The sequence below is a fragment of the Streptomyces dysideae genome, assembly GCF_001514305.1.
GTDB classification, from domain to species: Bacteria; Actinomycetota; Actinomycetes; order Streptomycetales; family Streptomycetaceae; genus Streptomyces; species Streptomyces dysideae.
In genome coordinates, this window is the sequence record NZ_KQ949096.1 from 43080 (window position 1) to 63043 (window position 19964).

The 19964-nt window shown below is 69.1% G+C and carries 13 protein-coding genes and 1 pseudogene; 9 read left to right on the forward strand and 5 right to left on the reverse strand.

The genetic code is table 11. From position 1 onward, the window contains the following. Window positions 1-221 precede the first annotated feature (221 nt). The 4 genes from AQJ91_RS29580 to AQJ91_RS29595 all read left to right on the forward strand — a co-directional run bounded on the left by AQJ91_RS29580 (window position 222) and on the right by AQJ91_RS29595 (window position 7589). The gene (locus AQJ91_RS29580) at window positions 222-1994 is read left to right on the forward strand and encodes a diaminobutyrate--2-oxoglutarate transaminase family protein (protein WP_234383068.1); all 1773 of its coding nucleotides are present in this window, start codon (window positions 222-224) and stop codon (window positions 1992-1994) included. A gap of 637 nt (window positions 1995-2631) precedes the next feature. Next, entirely contained in the window at window positions 2632-4443 is a 1812-nt protein-coding gene (locus AQJ91_RS29585; protein ID WP_199848058.1) for an IucA/IucC family protein, read from the forward strand. Window positions 4444-4520: 77 nt separating this feature from the next. Continuing rightward, a complete protein-coding gene (locus tag AQJ91_RS29590) occupies window positions 4521-5291 on the forward strand; it encodes a GNAT family N-acetyltransferase (protein WP_067027610.1) in 771 nt (256 codons plus the stop codon). Between the two features lie 315 nt (window positions 5292-5606). Beyond that, the gene (locus AQJ91_RS29595) at window positions 5607-7589 is read left to right on the forward strand and encodes an ATP-dependent DNA helicase (RefSeq protein WP_067027612.1); all 1983 of its coding nucleotides are present in this window, start codon (window positions 5607-5609) and stop codon (window positions 7587-7589) included. A 157-nt stretch (window positions 7590-7746) separates the two neighbouring features. On the opposite strand, the gene lexA is transcribed toward AQJ91_RS29595, so the two are convergent. Beyond that, window positions 7747-8526 carry a transcriptional repressor LexA gene (gene lexA, locus AQJ91_RS29600; RefSeq protein ID WP_030931706.1) on the reverse strand — a complete coding sequence of 260 codons (780 nt, stop codon included), beginning with the start codon at window positions 8524-8526 and terminating at the stop codon, window positions 7747-7749. Window positions 8527-9091: 565 nt separating this feature from the next. Between lexA and nrdR the strand changes: the two genes are divergently transcribed. Continuing rightward, window positions 9092-9649, forward strand: coding sequence for a transcriptional regulator NrdR (nrdR, locus tag AQJ91_RS29605; protein ID WP_067027613.1), 558 nt, complete (start codon window positions 9092-9094; stop codon window positions 9647-9649). Window positions 9650-9810: 161 nt separating this feature from the next. Continuing rightward, complete coding sequence (locus AQJ91_RS29610) at window positions 9811-12705, forward strand: vitamin B12-dependent ribonucleotide reductase (RefSeq protein ID WP_067027615.1); 2895 nt, start codon at window positions 9811-9813, stop codon at window positions 12703-12705. 81 nt (window positions 12706-12786) lie between these two features. Here AQJ91_RS29610 and AQJ91_RS29615 read toward each other — a convergent pair whose 3' ends face one another. Together AQJ91_RS29615 and AQJ91_RS29620 are read right to left on the reverse strand one after the other, a co-directional pair. Then, window positions 12787-13206 carry a nuclear transport factor 2 family protein gene (locus AQJ91_RS29615; protein WP_067027617.1) on the reverse strand — a complete coding sequence of 140 codons (420 nt, stop codon included), beginning with the start codon at window positions 13204-13206 and terminating at the stop codon, window positions 12787-12789. Between the two features lie 262 nt (window positions 13207-13468). Next, a complete protein-coding gene (locus AQJ91_RS29620) occupies window positions 13469-13999 on the reverse strand; it encodes a TerD family protein (RefSeq protein WP_067027619.1) in 531 nt (176 codons plus the stop codon). A gap of 156 nt (window positions 14000-14155) precedes the next feature. On the opposite strand from AQJ91_RS29620, the gene AQJ91_RS29625 reads away from it, so the two are divergent. From AQJ91_RS29625 to AQJ91_RS29635, 3 genes are all read left to right on the forward strand, one after another. Continuing rightward, complete coding sequence (locus tag AQJ91_RS29625; protein ID WP_067027800.1) at window positions 14156-14761, forward strand: YdbC family protein; 606 nt, start codon at window positions 14156-14158, stop codon at window positions 14759-14761. Window positions 14762-14880: 119 nt separating this feature from the next. Next, a complete protein-coding gene (locus AQJ91_RS29630; protein ID WP_067027621.1) occupies window positions 14881-15540 on the forward strand; it encodes a histidine phosphatase family protein in 660 nt (219 codons plus the stop codon). Between the two features lie 12 nt (window positions 15541-15552). Then, the gene (locus AQJ91_RS29635) at window positions 15553-16458 is read left to right on the forward strand and encodes an ADP-ribosylglycohydrolase family protein (RefSeq protein WP_067027622.1); all 906 of its coding nucleotides are present in this window, start codon (window positions 15553-15555) and stop codon (window positions 16456-16458) included. 303 nt (window positions 16459-16761) lie between these two features. Here AQJ91_RS29635 and AQJ91_RS29640 read toward each other — a convergent pair. After that, a pseudogene (locus tag AQJ91_RS29640) lies at window positions 16762-17646 on the reverse strand (MFS transporter); the annotation flags it as partial. 80 nt (window positions 17647-17726) lie between these two features. Further along, entirely contained in the window at window positions 17727-19253 is a 1527-nt protein-coding gene (locus tag AQJ91_RS29645) for an MFS transporter (protein WP_267891246.1), read from the reverse strand. Window positions 19254-19964: the final 711 nt, after the last annotated feature.

Genomic DNA, 19964 nt, shown 5'->3' on the forward strand with positions numbered 1-19964 from the left:
GGATCTTGAGGCAACCCGTAACCCGGTGAGCAGTGTGGGGTTGGTAGCGGTGGGGGGCCTACTGTCGATGTGCGGCCCCCAGTGCCCAGTTCCCCAGAGCTTCGAGTGAAGGCTCGTGGGGTTTCGTATGTCGGGTCGGGCGAGGACGCGAGAGACCTGCTCGCCCCTGGACAGCGGGAGGACAGGGAGCCGTGACCGTGACCGAGTCTGTGCGTGGGGGAATGCCCGAACCGGCGGGGGCGTCCGCGGGGGCGCGTGCCGTGCAGGAGGGGATTCTGCGGCGCCAGTCGGCGCGCGAGTCGGCGGCGCGCACCTACGCGCGTGCCCTGCCGATCGTGCCGGTGCGGGCGCGCGGGCTGACCATCGAGGGCGCGGACGGCCGCCGCTACCTGGACTGCCTGTCCGGTGCGGGGACTCTGGCGCTCGGACACAACCACCCCGTGGTTCTGGAGGCCATCCGCAAGGTTCTCGACTCGGGCGCGCCGCTGCACGTCCTCGACCTGGCGACGCCCGTCAAGGATGCGTTCGTCACCGAGCTGTTCGGCACCCTGCCGCCCGGACTCGCCGACCACGCGCGCGTGCAGTTCTGCGGACCGGCCGGCACCGACGCCGTCGAGGCCGCCTTCAAGCTCGTACGCGCGGCGACCGGACGCACCGGCATGCTCGCCTTCACCGGCGCCTACCACGGGATGACCGCTGGAGCGCTGGAGGCCTCCGGAGGCGCCTGCGACGTACGGGTCGCGCGCCTCCCCTATCCCCGGGACTACCGCTGCCCGTTCGGCGTCGGCGGCGAACGCGGTGCCGAACTCGCCGCCCGCTGGACCGAGTCCGTCCTCGACGACCCCAAGTCGGGCGTGCCGAGCCCCGCCGGGATGATCCTCGAACCCGTCCAGGGCGAGGGCGGGGTGATTCCCGCGCCGGACGCCTGGATGCGGCGCATGCGGCAGATCACGGCCGACCGGAACATCCCGCTGATCGCCGACGAGGTCCAGACGGGCGTCGGACGCACCGGCGCCTTCTGGGCGGTGGGGCACAGCGGCGTCACCCCCGATGTGATGGTCCTGTCGAAGGCCATCGGCGGCAGCCTCCCCCTCGCCGTGGTCGTCTACCGCGACGACCTCGACGCCTGGGAACCGGGCGCCCACGCCGGAACGTTCCGCGGCAACCAACTCGCCATGGCCGCGGGCACGGCAACACTTGCCTACGTCCGCGAGAACGGCCTCGCCGGGCGCGCGGCCGAACTCGGCGCCCGAATGCTGGACCAGCTCCAGGGGCTGGCAACCGAGTTCGCGTGCATCGGGGATGTGCGCGGTCGGGGACTGATGGTCGGCCTCGAGGTGGTGGATCCGGAGGCGAGCGGAGGGTCGGTCTGGGGCGACGGGCCTGTCGCGGGTGCTTGGGCCGAGTCGGAGGGGGGTGGGAGTCGGGCGCGTGCCTCGGGCCGTTCGGCGGGTGGCGGGGGTTGGGGGCAGGCGTCGGCTGGTCCGGATGGTGACAGGGGTCGGGTCGGCACCCCGGCTGGTTTGGACGATGGCGGGGATTGCGCGCACGCGTCGGCTGGTCCGGATGGTGACAGGGGTCGGATCGGCACCACGGCCGGTTCGGACGGTGGCTGGGGTTGGGCAAGCGCCGGGGTCGGGCTCGACCAGGCCGGCGGTGGCCCCGACCTCGCGGCAGGCCTGGGCTCCGCCGGAGACGGTGTGGGGTCGGCGTGGGTACCGGATGCCGCCCGCTGCCCTCGTCCCGCTGCCCCTGAACTCGCCGCCGCCATCCAGCGGGAGTGCCTGCGGCGTGGCCTGATCGTCGAACTCGGCGGCCGCCACTCCAGCGTCGTACGGCTCCTCCCGCCACTGACGATCAGCGACGAGCAAGCGGCCGCGGTGCTGGACCGGCTGGCCGACGCGGTGGCGGCGGTCGCCCGAGGCCGCACCGCGCCTGATCAGTCGCACCAGCCACACCCATGGCACGGCGACCACGCCGAACGGGCGGTGTGACTCGCCGGCCGACGAGGGCGCGTACATCCGCCCACACGTCCGCACCGCCACGGCGACTCTCGCCAACCGACCAGCTCCCGAACAGCGACCAACTCCCCACCAACCCCGCACCCTCACCGGACCCCTCCCCCCCCATTTGACGCCCACCTTGACCGGGCCACTCGGCACCCGAAACACCCCGAACTCCTGCGCCCGACCGCACCGCAGAATTCCCGGCCCGTCACCGCACGAGCCAGAACCACCCCCACTAGGACCAGCCTTGACCAGCACCCCCGCACCCGAGGGGCACGCCCCGACCCTCGCGCCGAACTCCTCCGACCCGCACTTCTTCCCGCGGGAGCAGCCCGCGTCGACAACCGCATCGGCTTCCCGGGCACTGGGACACCCCCTGCCGCAGGCAAACGCTCCGGTCCTGCCGCAGGCCAACGCTCCGGGCCAGGACCGTGTGCCGCGACGAGGAGGCGCGCCGGCGCGAGGAGGTCCTACGGCGCCGTCAGCCCCGGTGACGCCTGAGCGAGGAGGCGCCGTGCCATCTGTAGACGCCCCTGCGCAGCGAGAGACGCCGGCGCAGCGAGGGACCCCCGCGCCGGGTGGGGCCCAGGACGCCAAGTGGCTGCGCGGCGTCACCGTCGACCTCATGGAGCATCCCGACCCCCACACCGCGGCCCAGGCCGCCGCTTCGGAGAACCTGCTCCGCTGCTGGGTACGCGAGACCAACCTCCCGGCTCCTGACAAGGGCCTCCTCCGCATCCCGCTGCCCACCAGCGGCACGGCCCTGCTCGCGCCGGTCCACTACTGGTCCACGACGGGGTGGCACCGCTTCGGCCTCCCGTACCTGGCCGACGCCCCCGACCAATCCCCACCGCTCGACGCGGTCACCCTCGCGGCGCTGCTCACCAGGGAGACGCCCGGGGGAGCGACCACAACCGACATGTCCACCACCATCCCCGCGATCGCCGCCGGCACCGACCTCGTCGCCCGCGTCGCCGACTCCGCCCGGCGAACTGTCACGTTCATCAGCGAGCGTCGGGAACACCCCGCCGATGGCGCCGACCTCTTCCTCGCCGCCGAGCAGGCACTCGTACTCGGACATCCACTGCACCCGACCCCGAAGAGCCGAGAGGGTCTCTCCGAAGCCGAAGCGCGGCTGTACTCACCCGAGTTGCGAGGCTTCTTCCCCTTGCACTGGATGGCTGTCGCTCCTTCCGTACTCGCCACCGACTCGGCTTGGACCGAGCGTGGCCGTCTCGTCGCCGCAGCACGGCTCATGGCCCAACTCGCCGGAGCCCAGCTGCCGTTGCCCACGGGGTACGCGGCACTGCCCCTGCATCCCTGGCAGGTCCGTGAGGTCCTGCACCGCCCCGAGACCGCGGCCCTGACCCACGCCGGACTGCTCCGGGACCTCGGCGCACATGGCGCTCCGTGGCACCCCACCTCCTCCGTACGAACCGTCCACAGACCCGGCGCCCCCGCCATGCTCAAGCTGTCCCTGGGCCTCCGCATCACCAACTCCCGTCGTGAGAACCTCCGCAAAGAACTGCACCGCGGCGTCGAGGTCCACCGCCTGCTGCGCACGGGGCTGTCCCAGCGATGGCAGGCCGCGCACCCGGGGTTCGACATCGTCCGCGACCCTGCCTGGCTGGCCGTCGACGGGCCGGACGGCGTCCCCGTGCCCGGACTCGACGTGATGATCCGGCACAATCCATTCCGCTCCACCGACGACGTGTCCTGCATCGCCGGACTCGTCTCGCCCCGACCGCACGCATCGTCAGGACCGCACGCACAGCTCGACAGCGCCACGGGCCGTCCTCAGGCGGACCGGCCCGTCGTGCGGTCCCGCCTGGCAGAGATCGTCACGCGTCTCGCTGCCCGAACCGGCCGACCCCGAGGGGCCGTTGCCGCCGAGTGGTTCCTGCGGTACCTCGAACAGGTCGTCCGGCCCGTGCTGTGGCTGGACGCGGAGGCGGGAATCGCTCTGGAGGCCCACCAGCAGAACACGCTTCTCCTGCTGGACGGCGACGGCTGGCCCGCCGGCGGCCGCTACCGCGACAACCAGGGCTACTACTTCCGCGAGTCCCGGCGCGCGGAACTCGACGCCAGGCTGCCCGGCATCGGCGCCCACAGCGACACCTTCGTCACCGACGAGATCACCGACGAGCGTTTCGCCTACTACCTCGCGATCAACAACGTGCTCGGCCTCATCGGCGCGTTCGGCTCCCAGCGCCTAGCCGACGAACCGCTACTGCTCGCAGCCTTCCGCCGTTTCCTCGGCGACGTGGCCACCGGTCCCGCCCGGCTGCGCACCTCGCTGCCCGCCCACCTGCTCGACTCACCCGTCCTGCGCTGCAAGGCCAACCTGCTGACCCGGCTACACGGCCTCGACGAACTCGTCGGCCCGGTCGACAACCAATCTGTCTACGTCACCATCGCCAACCCCCTGCACTCCTGACCGCACGACTGTCCATCACCAACTCCCTTCACCTCCGAGGAACATGACCCGCTCAGCCTTCTGAGAGGAGCATCCCCGTGCCTCCCATCGACGCCGGTGCCGGTGCCGGTACCGCCCCTGTCGCCGGTTCCGGCGCGGGCGCAGACAGCACGGACACGCTGGATCTGCGCCTGCCCGACGAACTCCTCGCGGTCCTCGAGGCGGAAGAGGCCGGCGGCGGGGAGCAGCGCCACGGTGCAGGCACCGCCCTGCCTGCCGCCGTCAGGCCGACCGGTGACGATCTACTCGACCACGTCGCCGACTGGGGGCCGACCTCCACGTCCGTCGGCGTGTTCCACCTTGTGCCCGTACGCATCGACCGGGACCTTCCGCTGATCGGCCGCTGGATGAACGACCCCGCCGTCGCAGCGTTCTGGGAGTTGGCCGGACCCCAGACCGCGACCGAGGAGCATCTGCGCGCCCAGCTCACCGGCGACGGACGCAGCGTCCCGTGTCTCGGCGTGCTGGAGGGCACGCCGATGAGCTATTGGGAGATCTACCGGGCTGACCTCGATCCGTTGGCCCGTCACTATCCCGCTCGACCTCATGACACCGGAATCCACCTCCTCATCGGCGGTGTCGCAGACCGTGGGCGAGGACTCGGCAGCGCACTCCTGGGAGCCGTCGCCGACCTGGCTTTCGACAAGCGGTCCGCCTGCGCTCGCGTCGTCGCCGAACCCGACCTTCGCAACACCCCCTCCATCGCCGCCTTCCTGAGCGCCGGTTTCCGGTTCTCCGCCGAGGCCGACCTGCCCGACAAGCGAGCCGCCCTGATGGTCAGAGACCGCTCCCTGCGCGATCTGCTGTAACGCCGTGCCACAACGTCATCACTTTTGGTACACCGCTCGCCGCGACTCGGTTCCCACTCACTCGGCACGGATTTCCCGCCGGCCGATCTCCGCCCCGACCGGGAACGGTCCTGACTCGACCCAGGGTCCGCCCACCCTCACCCCACTCGATCCACTCCTGCACAAGATCCGACAGATTCCGCACCCCCGTGACATCACCCAGCCACCACCCGTCCCGATCCGATCCCCACCCGAGGAACCCCAGGTCTTGATCCCGCCCCTCGCCCACACCGTGATCACCCGTTTGTCAGTGCCGGGCCGTAGGGTGGTCGCGCTATGACGAAGCCCTCACTCCCCGAACTCCTGCATGCTGCTGTCACTGCCGTCGGCGGTGCGGAGCGCCCCGGCCAGGTGACCATGGCCGAAGCCGTCGCGGAGGCGATCGACGACGGTTCCCATCTGCTGGTCCAGGCCGGCACCGGCACCGGCAAGTCGCTGGGCTACCTCGTGCCCGCGCTCGCGCACGGGGAACGTGTCGTCGTGGCGACCGCCACCCTCGCCCTGCAGCGCCAGCTCGTGGAGCGGGACCTGCCGCGCACGGTCGACGCGCTGCACCCGCTGCTGCGCCGCCGCCCGGAGTTCGCCATGCTCAAGGGCAGGTCGAACTACCTGTGTCTGCACCGCCTGAACGAGGGCGTCCCGCAGGACGAGGAGGAGGGCCTCTTCGACCAGTTCGAGGCGGCCGCTCCCACCAGCAAGCTGGGCCAGGACCTGCTGCGTGTGCGTGACTGGGCGGACGAGACCGAGACCGGCGACCGCGACGACCTCACCCCGGGCATCTCCGACCGGGCCTGGGCCCAGGTGTCGGTGTCGTCGAGGGAGTGCCTGGGCGCCTCGAAGTGCGCGTACGGCGCCGAGTGCTTCGCCGAGATGGCACGGGAGCGCGCCAAGCTCTCCGAGGTCGTCGTCACCAACCATGCGCTGCTCGCGATCGACGCCATCGAAGGCGCCCCGGTCCTGCCGCAGCACGAAGTACTGATCGTCGACGAGGCACACGAACTGGTCTCCCGGGTCACCGGCGTCGCCACGGGCGAGCTCACTCCCGGCCAGGTCAACCGCGCGGTGCGCCGTGCCGCGAAGCTCGTCAACGAGAAGGCCGCCGACCAGCTCCAGACCGCCGCCGAGGGCTTCGAGCGGCTGATGGAGCTGGCCCTGCCGGGCCGTCTGGAGGAGATCCCGGAAGACCTCGGCTATGCGCTGATGGCTCTGCGTGACGCCTGTCGCACCGTGATCTCCGCGATCGGCGCGACCCGCGACAAGTCCGTCCAGGACGAGGACGCGGTCCGTAAGCAGGCACTGGCCTCGGTCGAGACCGTCCACGACGTGGCGGAGCGGATCACCAACGGCTCCGAATGGGACGTCGTCTGGTACGAACGGCACGACCGCTTCGGAGCCTCCCTGCGCGTTGCCCCCATGTCGGTGTCGGGCCTGCTGCGGGAGAAGCTGTTCGCGGACCGCTCCGTCGTCCTGACCTCCGCAACGCTGAAGCTGGGTGGGGACTTCAACGGCGTCGGCGCCTCCCTGGGGCTCGCCCCGGAGGGAACGGCGGGCGACGACATCCCGCAGTGGAAGGGCGTCGACGTCGGCTCGCCGTTCGACTACCCCAAGCAGGGCATCCTGTACGTCGCCAAGCACCTGTCCCGACCCGCGCGGGACGGCGACCGCACCGACATGCTCGACGAGCTGACCGATCTGATCCAGGCGGCCGGCGGCCGCACGCTCGGCCTGTTCTCCTCGATGCGGGGCGCCCAACTCGCCGCCGAGGAGCTCCGCTCCCGCATCCCCGAGTTCCCGATCCTCCTGCAGGGCGAGGAGACCCTCGGTGAGCTGATCAAGAACTTCGCGGCCGATCCGAAGACCTGCCTCTTCGGCACGCTGTCGCTGTGGCAGGGCGTGGACGTCCCCGGCGCCAGCTGCCAGTTGGTCGTCATGGACAAGATCCCGTTCCCGCGACCGGACGACCCGCTGATGAGTGCCCGCCAGAAGGCGGTGGAGGACGCCGGCGGCAACGGCTTCATGTCGGTCGCCGCCACCCACGCCGCGCTGCTCATGGCCCAGGGTGCCGGCCGTCTCGTACGGGCGTCGGGGGATCGCGGCGTGGTGGCCGTACTGGACCAGCGGCTGGCCACGGCCCGGTACGGGAGCTATCTGAAGGCGTCGCTGCCCGACTTCTGGTACACGACGGACCGCAACCAGGTCCGGAAATCACTGGCCGCGATCGACGCGGTGGCGAAGCAGGCTGAAGTTCAGGAGGCGTGATGATTGTGGGCCGGTATGCCGCGACATCGCGGCATACCGGCCCACAATCCGAGGCCCACGGTCGTCGGGGCCCGCACAGCACAGGGCCCCGGAACCGGCGCAGGGGTCCCGGGGCCCGGTCAGGGGGCAGGTCCGATCGTCCTGCCCGCCGCAGCCGTCACACGCGCCGCAGCACTGCCACCACCTTGCCCAGGATGGTCGCGTCGTCGCCGGGGATCGGCTCGTACGCCGAGTTGTGCGGGAGGAGCCAGACATGGCCGTCCTCACGCTTGAAGCGCTTCACGGTGGCCTCGCCGTCGAGCATGGCCGCCACGATGTCGCCGTTCTCGGCGACGGGCTGACGGCGGACCGTGACCCAGTCGCCGTCGCAGATGGCGGCCTCGATCATCGAGTCGCCTACGACCTTCAGCACGAACAGCTCGCCGTCGCCGACCAGCTGCCGGGGGAGAGGAAAGACGTCCTCGACCGACTCCTCGGCGAGGATCGGGCCACCGGCGGCGATGCGTCCCACCAGCGGGACGTACGACGCGGCGGGCTTGCCGGCGGTGTCCGTGGGCTGCGCGGAGGATGCCTGGTCGGAACCGCGCACTTCGTAGGCGCGCGGGCGGTGCGGGTCGCGGCGGAGGAAGCCCTTGCGCTCCAGTGCCATCAGCTGGTGTGCGACCGAGGAGGTGCTGGAGAGGCCGACCGCTTGGCCGATCTCCCGCATCGACGGCGGGTAGCCGCGCCGTTGCACTGAGTCCCTGATCACCTCGATCACCCGGCGCTGCCGGTCGGTGAGTCCTGAGCTGTCCGCGCGGATGCCCGGAGGTCGGCCCGGCAGGGAGCGCTTGTGCCCCTCGGGATTCGCGGCTTCGTTCATCGCATGCACCGGCTCGAGTCGGCCCTGGGAGCGGTCCTGGGCAGTGATGGTGGCACTGTCTGCGGTGGTGGTCACGTCGGCCCCTCTCGATGGTCTCCCTGCTGCACAACGGTAGTTGCTTTCGAAAGGTTGCGCCAAACACACGTTCGAGTGAAAAATTGCGGATTGCTCGCCGCGATCATGTGTCTGGGTGTATGGCTAACGCGGTGCCTGGCCGACAAAAGGGCCCATTGTTGTGCCCTTCACCGCCGGGGTGACGACCTTGTGGGTTGTTGCCTCAGTCTGCCATCCGGCATCCCGGCAGCCGGGACCCGGCCCCCATCTGCGCGGGAGTCCTACGCCCCCTCCTTGCGGCGCTCACGGTATCTCCGTATGTGCCGCAGCGATACGTCCGTGCACGCGCGCGTGGCCTGCGGCGGTTCGGGCGCATGGCGTGTACCGCTCCAGGCGCGACACGCGTGTATGGCCTGTATGTATGAGCCAATCCCCACATGTAGTGGTTGGATTGCGGCAGCAGCCCAGAAGTTGTGGTCCCCCCGGTCTTCGGACCCTCGGCGATCGCCTATGCTTGGGGCTGCTTCGAGGGGCCCATGGGGCTCAGCGAGACTATTGAGTCTGCTGTGAGGAGGGTTGGGATTTCATGCACTGCCCCTTCTGCAGGCACCCCGACAGCCGTGTCGTCGACAGCCGTACGACCGACGACGGCACGTCGATCCGCAGGCGCCGCCAGTGCCCTGACTGCTCCCGTCGTTTCACGACCGTGGAGACGTGCTCGCTCATGGTGGTGAAGCGGTCCGGAGTCACCGAGCCTTTCAGCCGTACCAAGGTCATCAACGGCGTGCGCAAGGCATGCCAGGGACGGCCGGTCACCGAGGACGCGCTCGCCCAGCTCGGCCAGCGGGTCGAGGAGGCGGTGCGGGCCACCGGAAGCGCCGAGCTGACCACCCACGACGTGGGGCTGGCCATACTCGGCCCGTTGCAGGAGCTCGACCTCGTCGCCTATCTGCGATTCGCCTCCGTCTACCGGGCGTTCGACTCGCTCGAGGACTTCGAGGCCGCGATCGCGGAACTCAGGCAGGCGACGCGCCACGCCGCGGACGACGACGACCGCGAGGACAACGGCGCGGGGAGCCAGGAAGACGATCGCGGGTCCGGAGGGACTGGACAGGTCCCCGAGCCCGCAGGCGCCGCCGACTGAGGGCGGGCCGGCCCCGGACGGAGACTCCGGAACCGGCCTGGCAGCGGCGAAACAAGACCTGTTGTGGGCAGCGAGAGGTGTGTCCACAGCACCAGACAGAACACCGTGCCACGGGAACATCGGGGCACTTCAGGGCGTTTTAGCCCGTACAGGGAGGCGGCATGACAGAGACGGCGAGCGGTCCGGCACGGAGTTCCCGCGCCAAGGGCACCAAGGCGACCAAGGGCCTGCGTATCGAGCGCATCCACACCACCCCTGGCGTGCACCCGTATGACGAGGTGGCCTGGGAGCGCCGTGACGTCGTCATGACCAACTGGCGCGACGGCTCGGTCAACTTCGAGCAGCGCGGCGTCGAGTTCCCCGACTTCTGGTCGGTGAACGCGGTCAACATCGTCACCAGCAAGTACTTCCGCGGTGCCGTCGGCACCCCGCAGCGCGAGACCGGCCTCAAGCAGCTGATCGATCGCATCGTGAAGACGTACCGGAAGGCCGGTGAGGACTACAAGTACTTCGCCTCGCCCGCCGACGCCGAGATCTTCGAGCACGAGCTGGCATACGCCCTCCTGCACCAGGTCTTCAGCTTCAACTCCCCGGTGTGGTTCAACGTCGGCACGCCCCAGCCGCAGCAGGTCTCCGCCTGCTTCATCCTGTCCGTCGACGACTCCATGGAGTCGATCCTCGACTGGTACAAGGAAGAGGGCATGATCTTCAAGGGCGGCTCCGGTGCCGGCCTGAACCTCTCCCGCATCCGCTCCTCCAAGGAGCTGCTGTCCTCCGGCGGAAACGCCTCCGGTCCGGTCTCCTTCATGCGCGGCGCCGACGCCTCGGCCGGCACCATCAAGTCCGGTGGCGCCACCCGCCGCGCCGCCAAGATGGTCATCCTCGACGTCGACCACCCCGACATCGAGGACTTCATCGAGACCAAGGTCAAGGAAGAGGAGAAGATCCGCGCCCTGCGTGACGCGGGCTTCGACATGGACCTGGGCGGCGACGACATCACGTCCGTCCAGTACCAGAACGCCAACAACTCGGTCCGCGTGAACGACACGTTCATGAAGGCCGTGGAGTCGGGCGGCAAGTTCGGCCTGACGTCCCGTATGACCGGCGAGGTCATCGAGGAGGTCGACGCCAAGCAGCTCTTCCGCAAGATGGCCGAGGCCGCCTGGGCCTGCGCCGACCCGGGCATTCAGTACGACGACACCATCAACCACTGGCACACCTGCCCGGAGTCCGGCCGTATCAACGGCTCGAACCCCTGCAGCGAGTACATGCACCTGGACAACACGTCCTGCAACCTCGCCTCGCTGAACCTGATGAAGTTCCTCAAGGACGACGGCAAGGGCAGCCAGTCCTTCGAGGCCGACCGTTTCGCCAAGGTCGTCGAACTCGTCATCACCGCGATGGACATCTCCATCTGCTTCGCGGACTTCCCGACCCAGAAGATCGGCGAGAACACGCGCGCGTTCCGCCAGCTCGGCATCGGATACGCCAACCTCGGCGCCCTGCTGATGGCGACCGGACACGCGTACGACTCGGACGGCGGCCGCGCCCTCGCCGGTGCCATCACCTCCCTGATGACCGGCACGTCGTACAAGCGTTCCGCCGAACTCGCCGCGGTCGTCGGCGCGTACGACGGCTACGCCCGCAACGCGCAGCCGCACCTGCGTGTCATGAAGCAGCACTCCGACGCCAACACCACGGCCGTCCGCATCGACGACCTGGACACGCCGATCTGGGCCGCCGCCACGGAGGCCTGGCAGGACGTGCTGCGCCTCGGTGAGAAGAACGGTTTCCGTAACTCCCAGGCGTCCGTCATCGCCCCGACCGGCACCATCGGTCTGGCGATGTCCTGCGACACCACCGGCCTCGAGCCCGACCTCGCCCTGGTCAAGTTCAAGAAGCTGGTCGGCGGCGGCTCGATGCAGATCGTCAACGGCACTGTTCCGCAGGCCCTGCGCCGCCTGGGCTACCAGGAGGAGCAGATCGAGGCGATCGTCGCGCACATCGCAGACCACGGCAATGTGATCGACGCCCCCGGCCTCAAGCACGAGCACTACGAGGTCTTCGACTGCGCCATGGGCGAACGCTCCATCTCCGCGATGGGCCACGTCCGCATGATGGCCGCGATCCAGCCGTGGATCTCCGGCGCGCTCTCCAAGACGGTCAACCTGCCGGAGACGGCGACCGTCGAGGACGTCGAAGAGGTCTACTTCGAGGCCTGGAAGATGGGTGTCAAGGCGCTCGCCATCTACCGCGACAACTGCAAGGTCGGCCAGCCGCTCTCCGCGAAGACCAAGGAGAAGGAGAAGACCGAGATCACGGAGAAGGCCGAGGCCACCATCCGTGAGACGGTCGAGAAGGTCGTCGAGTACCGCCCGGTCCGCAAGCGCCTCCCCAAGGGCCGTCCCGGCATCACGACGTCCTTCACGGTCGGCGGCGCCGAGGGCTACATGACCGCCAACTCCTACCCGGACGACGGTCTCGGCGAGGTCTTCCTGAAGATGTCCAAGCAGGGCTCCACCCTCGCGGGCATGATGGACGCCTTCTCGATCGCCGTCTCGGTGGGTCTGCAGTACGGCGTGCCGCTGGAGACGTACGTCTCCAAGTTCACCAACATGCGCTTCGAGCCGGCCGGTATGACGGACGACCCGGACGTGCGGATGGCCCAGTCGATCGTCGACTACATCTTCCGCCGCCTGGCGCTCGACTTCCTGCCCTTCGAGACGCGCTCCGCGCTCGGCATCCACTCCGCCGAGGAGCGCCAGCGCCACCTGGAGACGGGTTCGTACGAGCCCAACGAGGACGAGGTCGACGTCGAGGGCCTGGCCCAGTCGGCGCCGCGCGCCCAGGAGCTGAAGGCCGTCGCCACTCCGAAGGCCGAGGTCGAGGCGGCCACGCCCGTCCCGAAGCAGGCCCACACCAGCGCCGAACTGGTGGAGATGCAGCTGGGCATCCAGGCCGACGCCCCGCTCTGCTTCTCCTGCGGTACGAAGATGCAGCGGGCCGGCTCCTGCTACATCTGCGAAGGCTGCGGCTCGACCAGCGGCTGCAGCTGAATATGAGCGCCCTTCAGGCGTGAAGTCACTGCCAGAGGTGGGGAGTCGGCGCAATGCCGGCTCCCCACTCGGCTGTCGTGGTTATCGACGCTTCATGTCGCCCGGCGCCCCGAGGGTTCTTGCTATCAGGTCGGTATCGCAGTACTCGGTCAGTGCTTGCAGTTTTCCATCTTCGATGTGACAGACCCAGCAGTACGTGTTGTGATAGGGCTTCCCATCTGTGGTTGTGGCGTGACCTTTGCACTCCACGACGACGTAATCGCCGGCGGCGATGAAACGTTGTGGAGTGTTCGTGTATGTGTCTGCGAACTGGGCGAGCAGCGGCCGAAACAGATCATTGAGGACAGTCTGTCTGCCCTCGTAGGTCCCAGACCATTTTGTCGTGCCGATAATCGTCCAGCTGAAGTCGTCGGCGAGGCTCTCGGCGAGAGGTCGGCCGTCCCCTTCCGCCAGCCCGGCGAAGATGCGCTGCATCAGTCGCGTGTTCTCGGTCTCGCCCATGGCTCCTCCGTTACCGCATGTCTTGAAGGTCCGGACTGCCATTCAACAGGCCGGAATGCCGTTGCGGGCGACCCTTTTTGGGAGAGGCCGGGCACGGCAGGAGCGACGGCGCAGCTCCCGGGTGGTCGGGACCGATCAGCTGGAGGCCGTGGAATAGTGCACACCAGGAATAAGTGCTCTCCGCCAGTAGGTTGGTGACGCAGCGAGAAGGGGCGCCGGGCATGTGCCGGCGCCCCTTCTCGCTGTCCGCTGTGCTCGAGAGTCAGGGCTGGTGTGTCTTGCCCATGATCGCAGTGAAGGTTTCGGGATCGTCCTCGAAGCCGTGGATACCCGGGTTGAAGTCCCACGAGGAGCCGTCACGCACGAACTCCGCGACCGTCGCCGCCGTCGACCCGAGGACACCGCCGAAGTCGTCCTCCGTCAGGACCGTGTACCCCTCGCGGATGCGCAGGCCCGGGTTGACCACGCTGACGAACGTGCGGCGCCCGGAGCGCTGTTGGATGATGACGCCGACCACCACGCGCGCGTACCGGCTGTCGAGCCGGTTGAGCTCGACCGTCATGACCTCGTCCCAGCCGAAACCCTTGCCGTCCTTGCTGTCCCGGTTGAGATAGATCGTGCCGTCGGGAGAGCGGCTGTCGAAGTGCACCACGAACGCGGGATCACCGTACGGGTCGTCCGCCAGATAGGTGGCGGCGACGAGGTCCAGATCGGTGGGCGGCTGCCCTGCCGGACTCGGGTCCCACTTGAGCGAGATCTCGACCTTCTGGATGCCCTTGTTCAGGCCGTTCACCAGACTTCCCCTTCCCCGAGCCCCGTGTCCCTGCAGCCCGAACTGCCGCACAGCCAGGCCTGGTTGTCCATCCTGCCACGCGAGCGGGGGCATGTGTGGGCGAGCACCGTCTGCGAGAGTGACCGGCGCCACGCTCCGTGGCCTTACCATGGCGCGGTGCTGGTCAAGTGGATTCGCTGCACCGTGGTGGACCGCCGCGGTTTCGAGCGGGGGCAGCGAAAGTGGGCGGGGCTTCTGGGGGAGCCGGGTTTTCGGGGACAGGGGGGTGGTTGGAGCCGGGGGCGGCCTGGCGTGGCGCACATCTTCGCCTTCTGGGAGAGCCGTGCCTTCTACGACTCGTTCATGGCCCGCTCGCACGACCGGCTGGCGGCGGCCCAGTCGGGCACGTTCAAGGACGCCCAGGCCAAACTGTTCGACTACCGCTTCGACGTGAAGACCGGCTTCGAACCGCGGTTCACCGACGCCGACCTGGTGCGGGTTGCCCACTGCCGTGTCCACGAGGAGCGCGCCGAGCACTTCATGCTGATGCAGGAGAAGGTCTGGAATCCCGCGATGGCCGGCTCGCCCGGCATGATCCGCGGAGTGTTCGGCGAGGCGCCGGGCAACGAGTTCCTGGTGCTGTCGATGTGGCGGTCGGCCGCCGAACACGGTAAGTACCGCGCGGAACGCGTGGAGCGACTGGCCCTGCGCGCCCAGACCGAGGCGGACATCGCAGCCCTCACGGGCGACATCGTCGAACTGGAGTCGACCTGGATAGTTTGATTTCCAGACCCGTTAAACATGCGTCCTGGAGTGGCCCGTGGTGCAGAAACGGTGTGACCTATGCTGTATGGAGCCTGTACGAGTGCTCGATCGGGCGTCACTCGATCTAGGGTTTTGGCATGGCACGACCACGGCGCATCGTCCTTGTCCGGCACGGCGAGTCAACGGGCAATGTTGATGACAGCGTGTACGAGCGCAAACCCGACCACGCACTGGCGCTGACCGAGCGGGGCTGGCGGCAGGCGGAGGAGACCGGCAAACGCCTGCGCGAGGTGTTCGGCCGCGAGCGGGTCAGCGTGTACGTCTCCCCTTATCGCCGTACGCACGAGACGCTCCGGGCCTTCCACCTGGACCCCGAGCTCATACGGGTACGCGAAGAACCCCGGCTGCGCGAGCAGGACTGGGGAAACTGGCAGGACCGCGACGACGTACGTCTCCAGAAGGCCTACCGGGACGCGTACGGACACTTCTTCTACCGCTTCGCCCAGGGCGAGTCCGGCGCCGACGTCTACGACCGGGTCGGCGGTTTCCTGGAGAGCCTGTACCGCAGCTTCGAGGCGCCCGACCACCCGCCGAACGTGCTGCTCGTCACCCACGGACTGGCCATGCGGCTGTTCTGCATGCGCTGGTTCCACTGGACGGTCGCGGAGTTCGAGTCGCTGTCGAACCCGGGGAACGCGGAGATGCGGATGCTCGTTCTCGGGGACGACGGCAAGTACGCACTTGACCGGCCTTTCGACCGCTGGCGAGATCCGGAACCGTACGGGATCACCGGATAGAGTGGCAGGGCGATGACCGCTGACTCCTCCCCCGACGGGCGCCTGGACCGGGCCCTGGCCAGCCTGCGCGGACTCGCGGTGGGAGACGCGCTGGGCTCGCAGTTCTTCGTGCCGGCGAACTACCCGCTGCTGAAGCGCCGCGAGCTGCCGCCCGGCCCCTGGCAGTGGACGGACGACACGGAAATGGCCTGCTCCATGGTCGCCGTCCTGGCCGCACACCGCCGTATCGACCAGGACGCCCTGGCCCACTCGTTCGCCGATCACCACGACTTCGACCGCGGCTACGGCCCTGCGGTCAACCGGCTGCTCCGGTTGGTCCGGGAGGGCGGAGACTGGCGCGAGCTCGCTGCCGCGCTCTTCAACGGACAGGGGTCCTGGGGCAACGGCGCCGCGATGCGGATCGCACCACTGGGCGCCTGGTACGCCGACGACCCGGAGCAAGCCACCCACCAGGCGGAGATCTCCGCCTACCCCACACACCAGCACCGTGAGGCCGTTGTCGGAGCCATGGCCGTCGCCGCGGCCGCCGCGCTGGCCGGCACGCCCAGCGGTCCCCCCAGCCCGGGAGCACTCCTCGACGGCGTCGTCGCCCTCATTCCGAAGAGCGCAGTCGGGGCGGGCCTGCGACGCGCCAGGGACATGCTGGACTACGCCGACGCGAGCACCGTCGCAGCCGTGCTCGGCTGCGGGCGGCGTACGACGGCCCATGACACCGTGCCGTTCACGCTGTGGTCGGCCGCACGGGCCCTCGGCGACTACGAGCAGGCCTTCTGGACGACCGCCCAGGTCGGGGGCGACGTGGACACCACCTGCGCCATCGTGGGCGGGGTGATCGCCGCCGGGAAGGCGGGGGCGCCGCCCGCAGGGTGGGCCGAGCAGACGGAGGCAATCCCGGAGTGGGTACCGACTCCGGGGTAGCGCCGCTCCCAGGGGCGGACAGTTTCCGGAAACTCTCTGTGCATGACGGGAACTCTGTGTGACCGTGCGTGCGTTGTCCTGGCAGATGCTGTGCGACGCACGGGTTCGCACAGGCAGGGGACACGCGCGGGGCGCAGGGGGTGGTCATGCAGTCGGTTCTGAGTGTGGCTCTCGTTCTGCTGACGGCCGTGGCGGCCGCGGTATGGGGGGTCGTGCGGATGACCGGGCCACCGTCCTCGCCGTCGTTCTCTCGGAGGCGGTCCGGTCATCCGCGACCCCACGCGGGCCCAGCCAGGTCAGGCCATCCAGCACGTTCTGCACGAAGAGCACGATGTAGAAGAACATTCCGAACATCGCCGCGGCCAGGCTCAGCATGATCACGTACGTGCCCGAGCGGTTACGGTCGGCGAACATCCGCAGCGGGGTGATCGGCTCCTCGGCCCGGGACTCGATGAACGCGAAGGCCAGCAGCAGAACCACCGCTGCGCCGAAGGAGCCGATGGTCAGGCTGTCCCGCCAGCCCTCGTCCGCCGCGCGGATGAAGCCGTAGACGAGGGACGCCATGCCCGCCGTCGAGGTCAGCGCGCCCGCGATGTCGAAGCGGCCGGAGTGCCGTTCGGACTCGCTGATGTACAGCGGTGTGAGTACGGCGATCAGCACGCCGATGGGCACGTTGACGAAGAGCACCCAGCGCCAGTCCAGCCACTCGGTGAGTATGCCGCCCGCGAGCAGGCCGATGGCGCCGCCACCCGCGGAGACCGCGGCGAAGACGCCGAACGCCCGGTTCCGCTCCGGGCCTTCGGGGAACGTGGTGGTGATGAGCGCCAGCGAAGTGGGCGACGCGATCGCGCCACCCACACCCTGGAGCACACGTGCGGCCAGCAACTGCCAGGGCTCCTGGGCGAATCCGCCGAGCAGCGAGGCGAAGGTGAAGAGCAGGATGCCGGTCAGGAAGACCCGGCGGCGTCCGAGGATGTCGCCGGCCCGGCCGCCGAGAAGCAGCAGGCCGCCGAAGGTGAGCGTGTAGGCGCTGACGACCCAGGTGAGGTCGGTGGTGCTGAACTTGAGAGCGTATTGGATGTGCGGGAGCGCGATGTTCACAATCGTCGCGTCCGGTGGCGTTCCAACGGGCGTTATCAGGTTCCGAATTCGGGCCGCGGCGTGACGACGGGAGCCGCCTGGGGGCATCGCACGGCGTCCGTAGGGCCGACGTACCCGTGGCGGGCGGGCGATCGGTTACGGACGCCGTGATCGGGGGACGCGCGGGGTTACACGGCCGGGGCGCCGCCCGCGCCGCTGAGGGCTTCCAAGTCGCTCTTGCGGACCCGTACGACGACCGCAGCGACGACGAACGCGAGGACGGCCATGGCGGTGGCCGGTATGAAGGCCGTGGAGATCCCCTGGGCCAGGACTTCGTCGCTCCACGGGGCGGGCAACTGGTGGGACTTGGCGAACGCGGCCTTCTGCTCGGGCGTGGCCTGGGCCATGAACGACGCGACTTGCTTGGTCGCCTCGTCGCGGCTGGCCGAGCCGAAGACGGTGGTGAGGATGGACAGACCGAGTGCACCGCCCACCTGCTGTGTCGTATTGAGAAGGGCGGAGGCCGCGCCCGCCTCGCGCGGGGCGACGCCGGATACCGCGGTCACGGTGAGGGTGACGAAGTTGAGCCCCATGCCGAAGCCGAAGACCAGCATCGGGCCGAGCACCCCGCCGGCGTACGAGCTGCCCGAGTCGACCAAAGACTGCCAGGCCAGGCCGATGGCGACGAGAGTGGTTCCGGTCATCAGGAACGGCTTGGGGCCGAGCACCGGCAGCAGCCGCTGCGATATCCCCGCACCCAGCGCGATGACCACGGTGACGGGCAGGAACGCCAGGCCGGCGCGGATGGGGGAGTAGCCCAGCACGTTCTGCACGAAGAGCACGATGTAGAAGAACATGCCGAACATCGCCGCCGCGAGGCTGATCATGATCACGTACGTGCCCGAGCGGTTGCGGTCGGCGAACATCCGCAGGGGGGTGATCGGTTCCCTGGCGCGGCTCTCGACGTACATGAAGGCGGCGAGCAGTACCACGGCCGTGCCGAACGCGCCGAGCGTCAGCGAGTCCCGCCAGCCGTCGGATGCCGCCCTGATGAACCCATAGACCAGCGCGACCATGCCGAGCGTCGAGGTGAGCGCGCCGGTCAGGTCGAAGCGGCCGGGGTGGCGCTCGGACTCGTTGATGTAGCGCGGTGCGAGTGCCGCGATGAGGATGCCGATAGGTACGTTGACGAAGAGCACCCAGCGCCAGTCGAACCAGTCGGTGAGCAGTCCGCCGGCCAGGAGTCCGATGGCGCCACCGCCCGCGGAGACGGCCGCGAAGATACCGAATGCCCGGTTGCGCTCGGGGCCTTCGGGGAACGTGGTGGTGATGAGCGCGAGCGAGGTGGGTGATGCGATCGCGCCGCCCATTCCCTGCAGGACGCGTGCGGCCAGCAACTGCCAGGGTTCCTGGGCGAATCCGCCGAGCAGCGAGGCGAAGGTGAACAGCAGGATGCCGACGATGAAGACCCTGCGGCGCCCGAGGATGTCCCCGGCTCGCCCGCCGAGCAGCAGGAGGCCGCCGAAGGTGAGGGTGTAGGCGCTGACCACCCACGTCAGGTTGGTCGTGGAGAAGTTCAGCGCGGTCTGGATGTCGGGCAGGGCGATGTTGACGATCGTGGCATCGAGCACCACCATCAGCTGGCACGCAGCGATGACCGTGAGTGCGATGCCCGGGTGTGACGGGCGTGAGGCCGGACCCGGTGGCGCGGGCACGGGTGGCTGCGTCTGTATCTGATCGTGCGTCACGAAATTTCCCCCAGAGACGAAGTAGTGAACGTGTGCGTTCACTAATCGGGACGATAGCGAGTCGGCCTTTGTGAACACAAGCGTTCTCTAGGGGGGTTGTCCTTGAAGTGGCGCCGTGGGCTGAGGGGGTCGGTGGGCCGGCAGCAGTGCTGCCGGACCGAACAGGTGTGGTGGCGGGGAGGTGATCCCGGAGAAGGCGGGAGTGGCCGCCACGCTGTCGCAGAGGGTTCCCGCGTGATTGTGCAACGGTTGTGAAATGGGGGAGCGGCTGGCGGGGCGTGACTTGGCTCGTCCGTCAGGGTGCCGAGGGAGTGCTGCGCGAATTCGAGTCCCCGGCGGGGGACTGGGGACAGGGAACGCCGTCGGCCGGGAGCGGGGAGCTCGTGATTCAGGCGGTTGTCCGCCTGAGCCGGTAGCCTGGGACGCTTGGCCGCAGGTTCGAGTCCCTGGCGGGAGCCGCAAAACATGGGAAGCCGGATCGACGCCGGGCAGGGGCGCATCATTGGTCGTGACGACGACTGTCTCACTCTGAATGTGGGGCCGCCGGGGGAGTCGTGCCTCTGCGCAGGTTCGAGTCCCCGGCAGGGCACCAGACGGATGGGAACGGTTGCGCGCGGTGGTCGCCGGGATCATGGGTCACCATCGAATCCACTCTGGGTCCGTCGGAAATCAATTGGT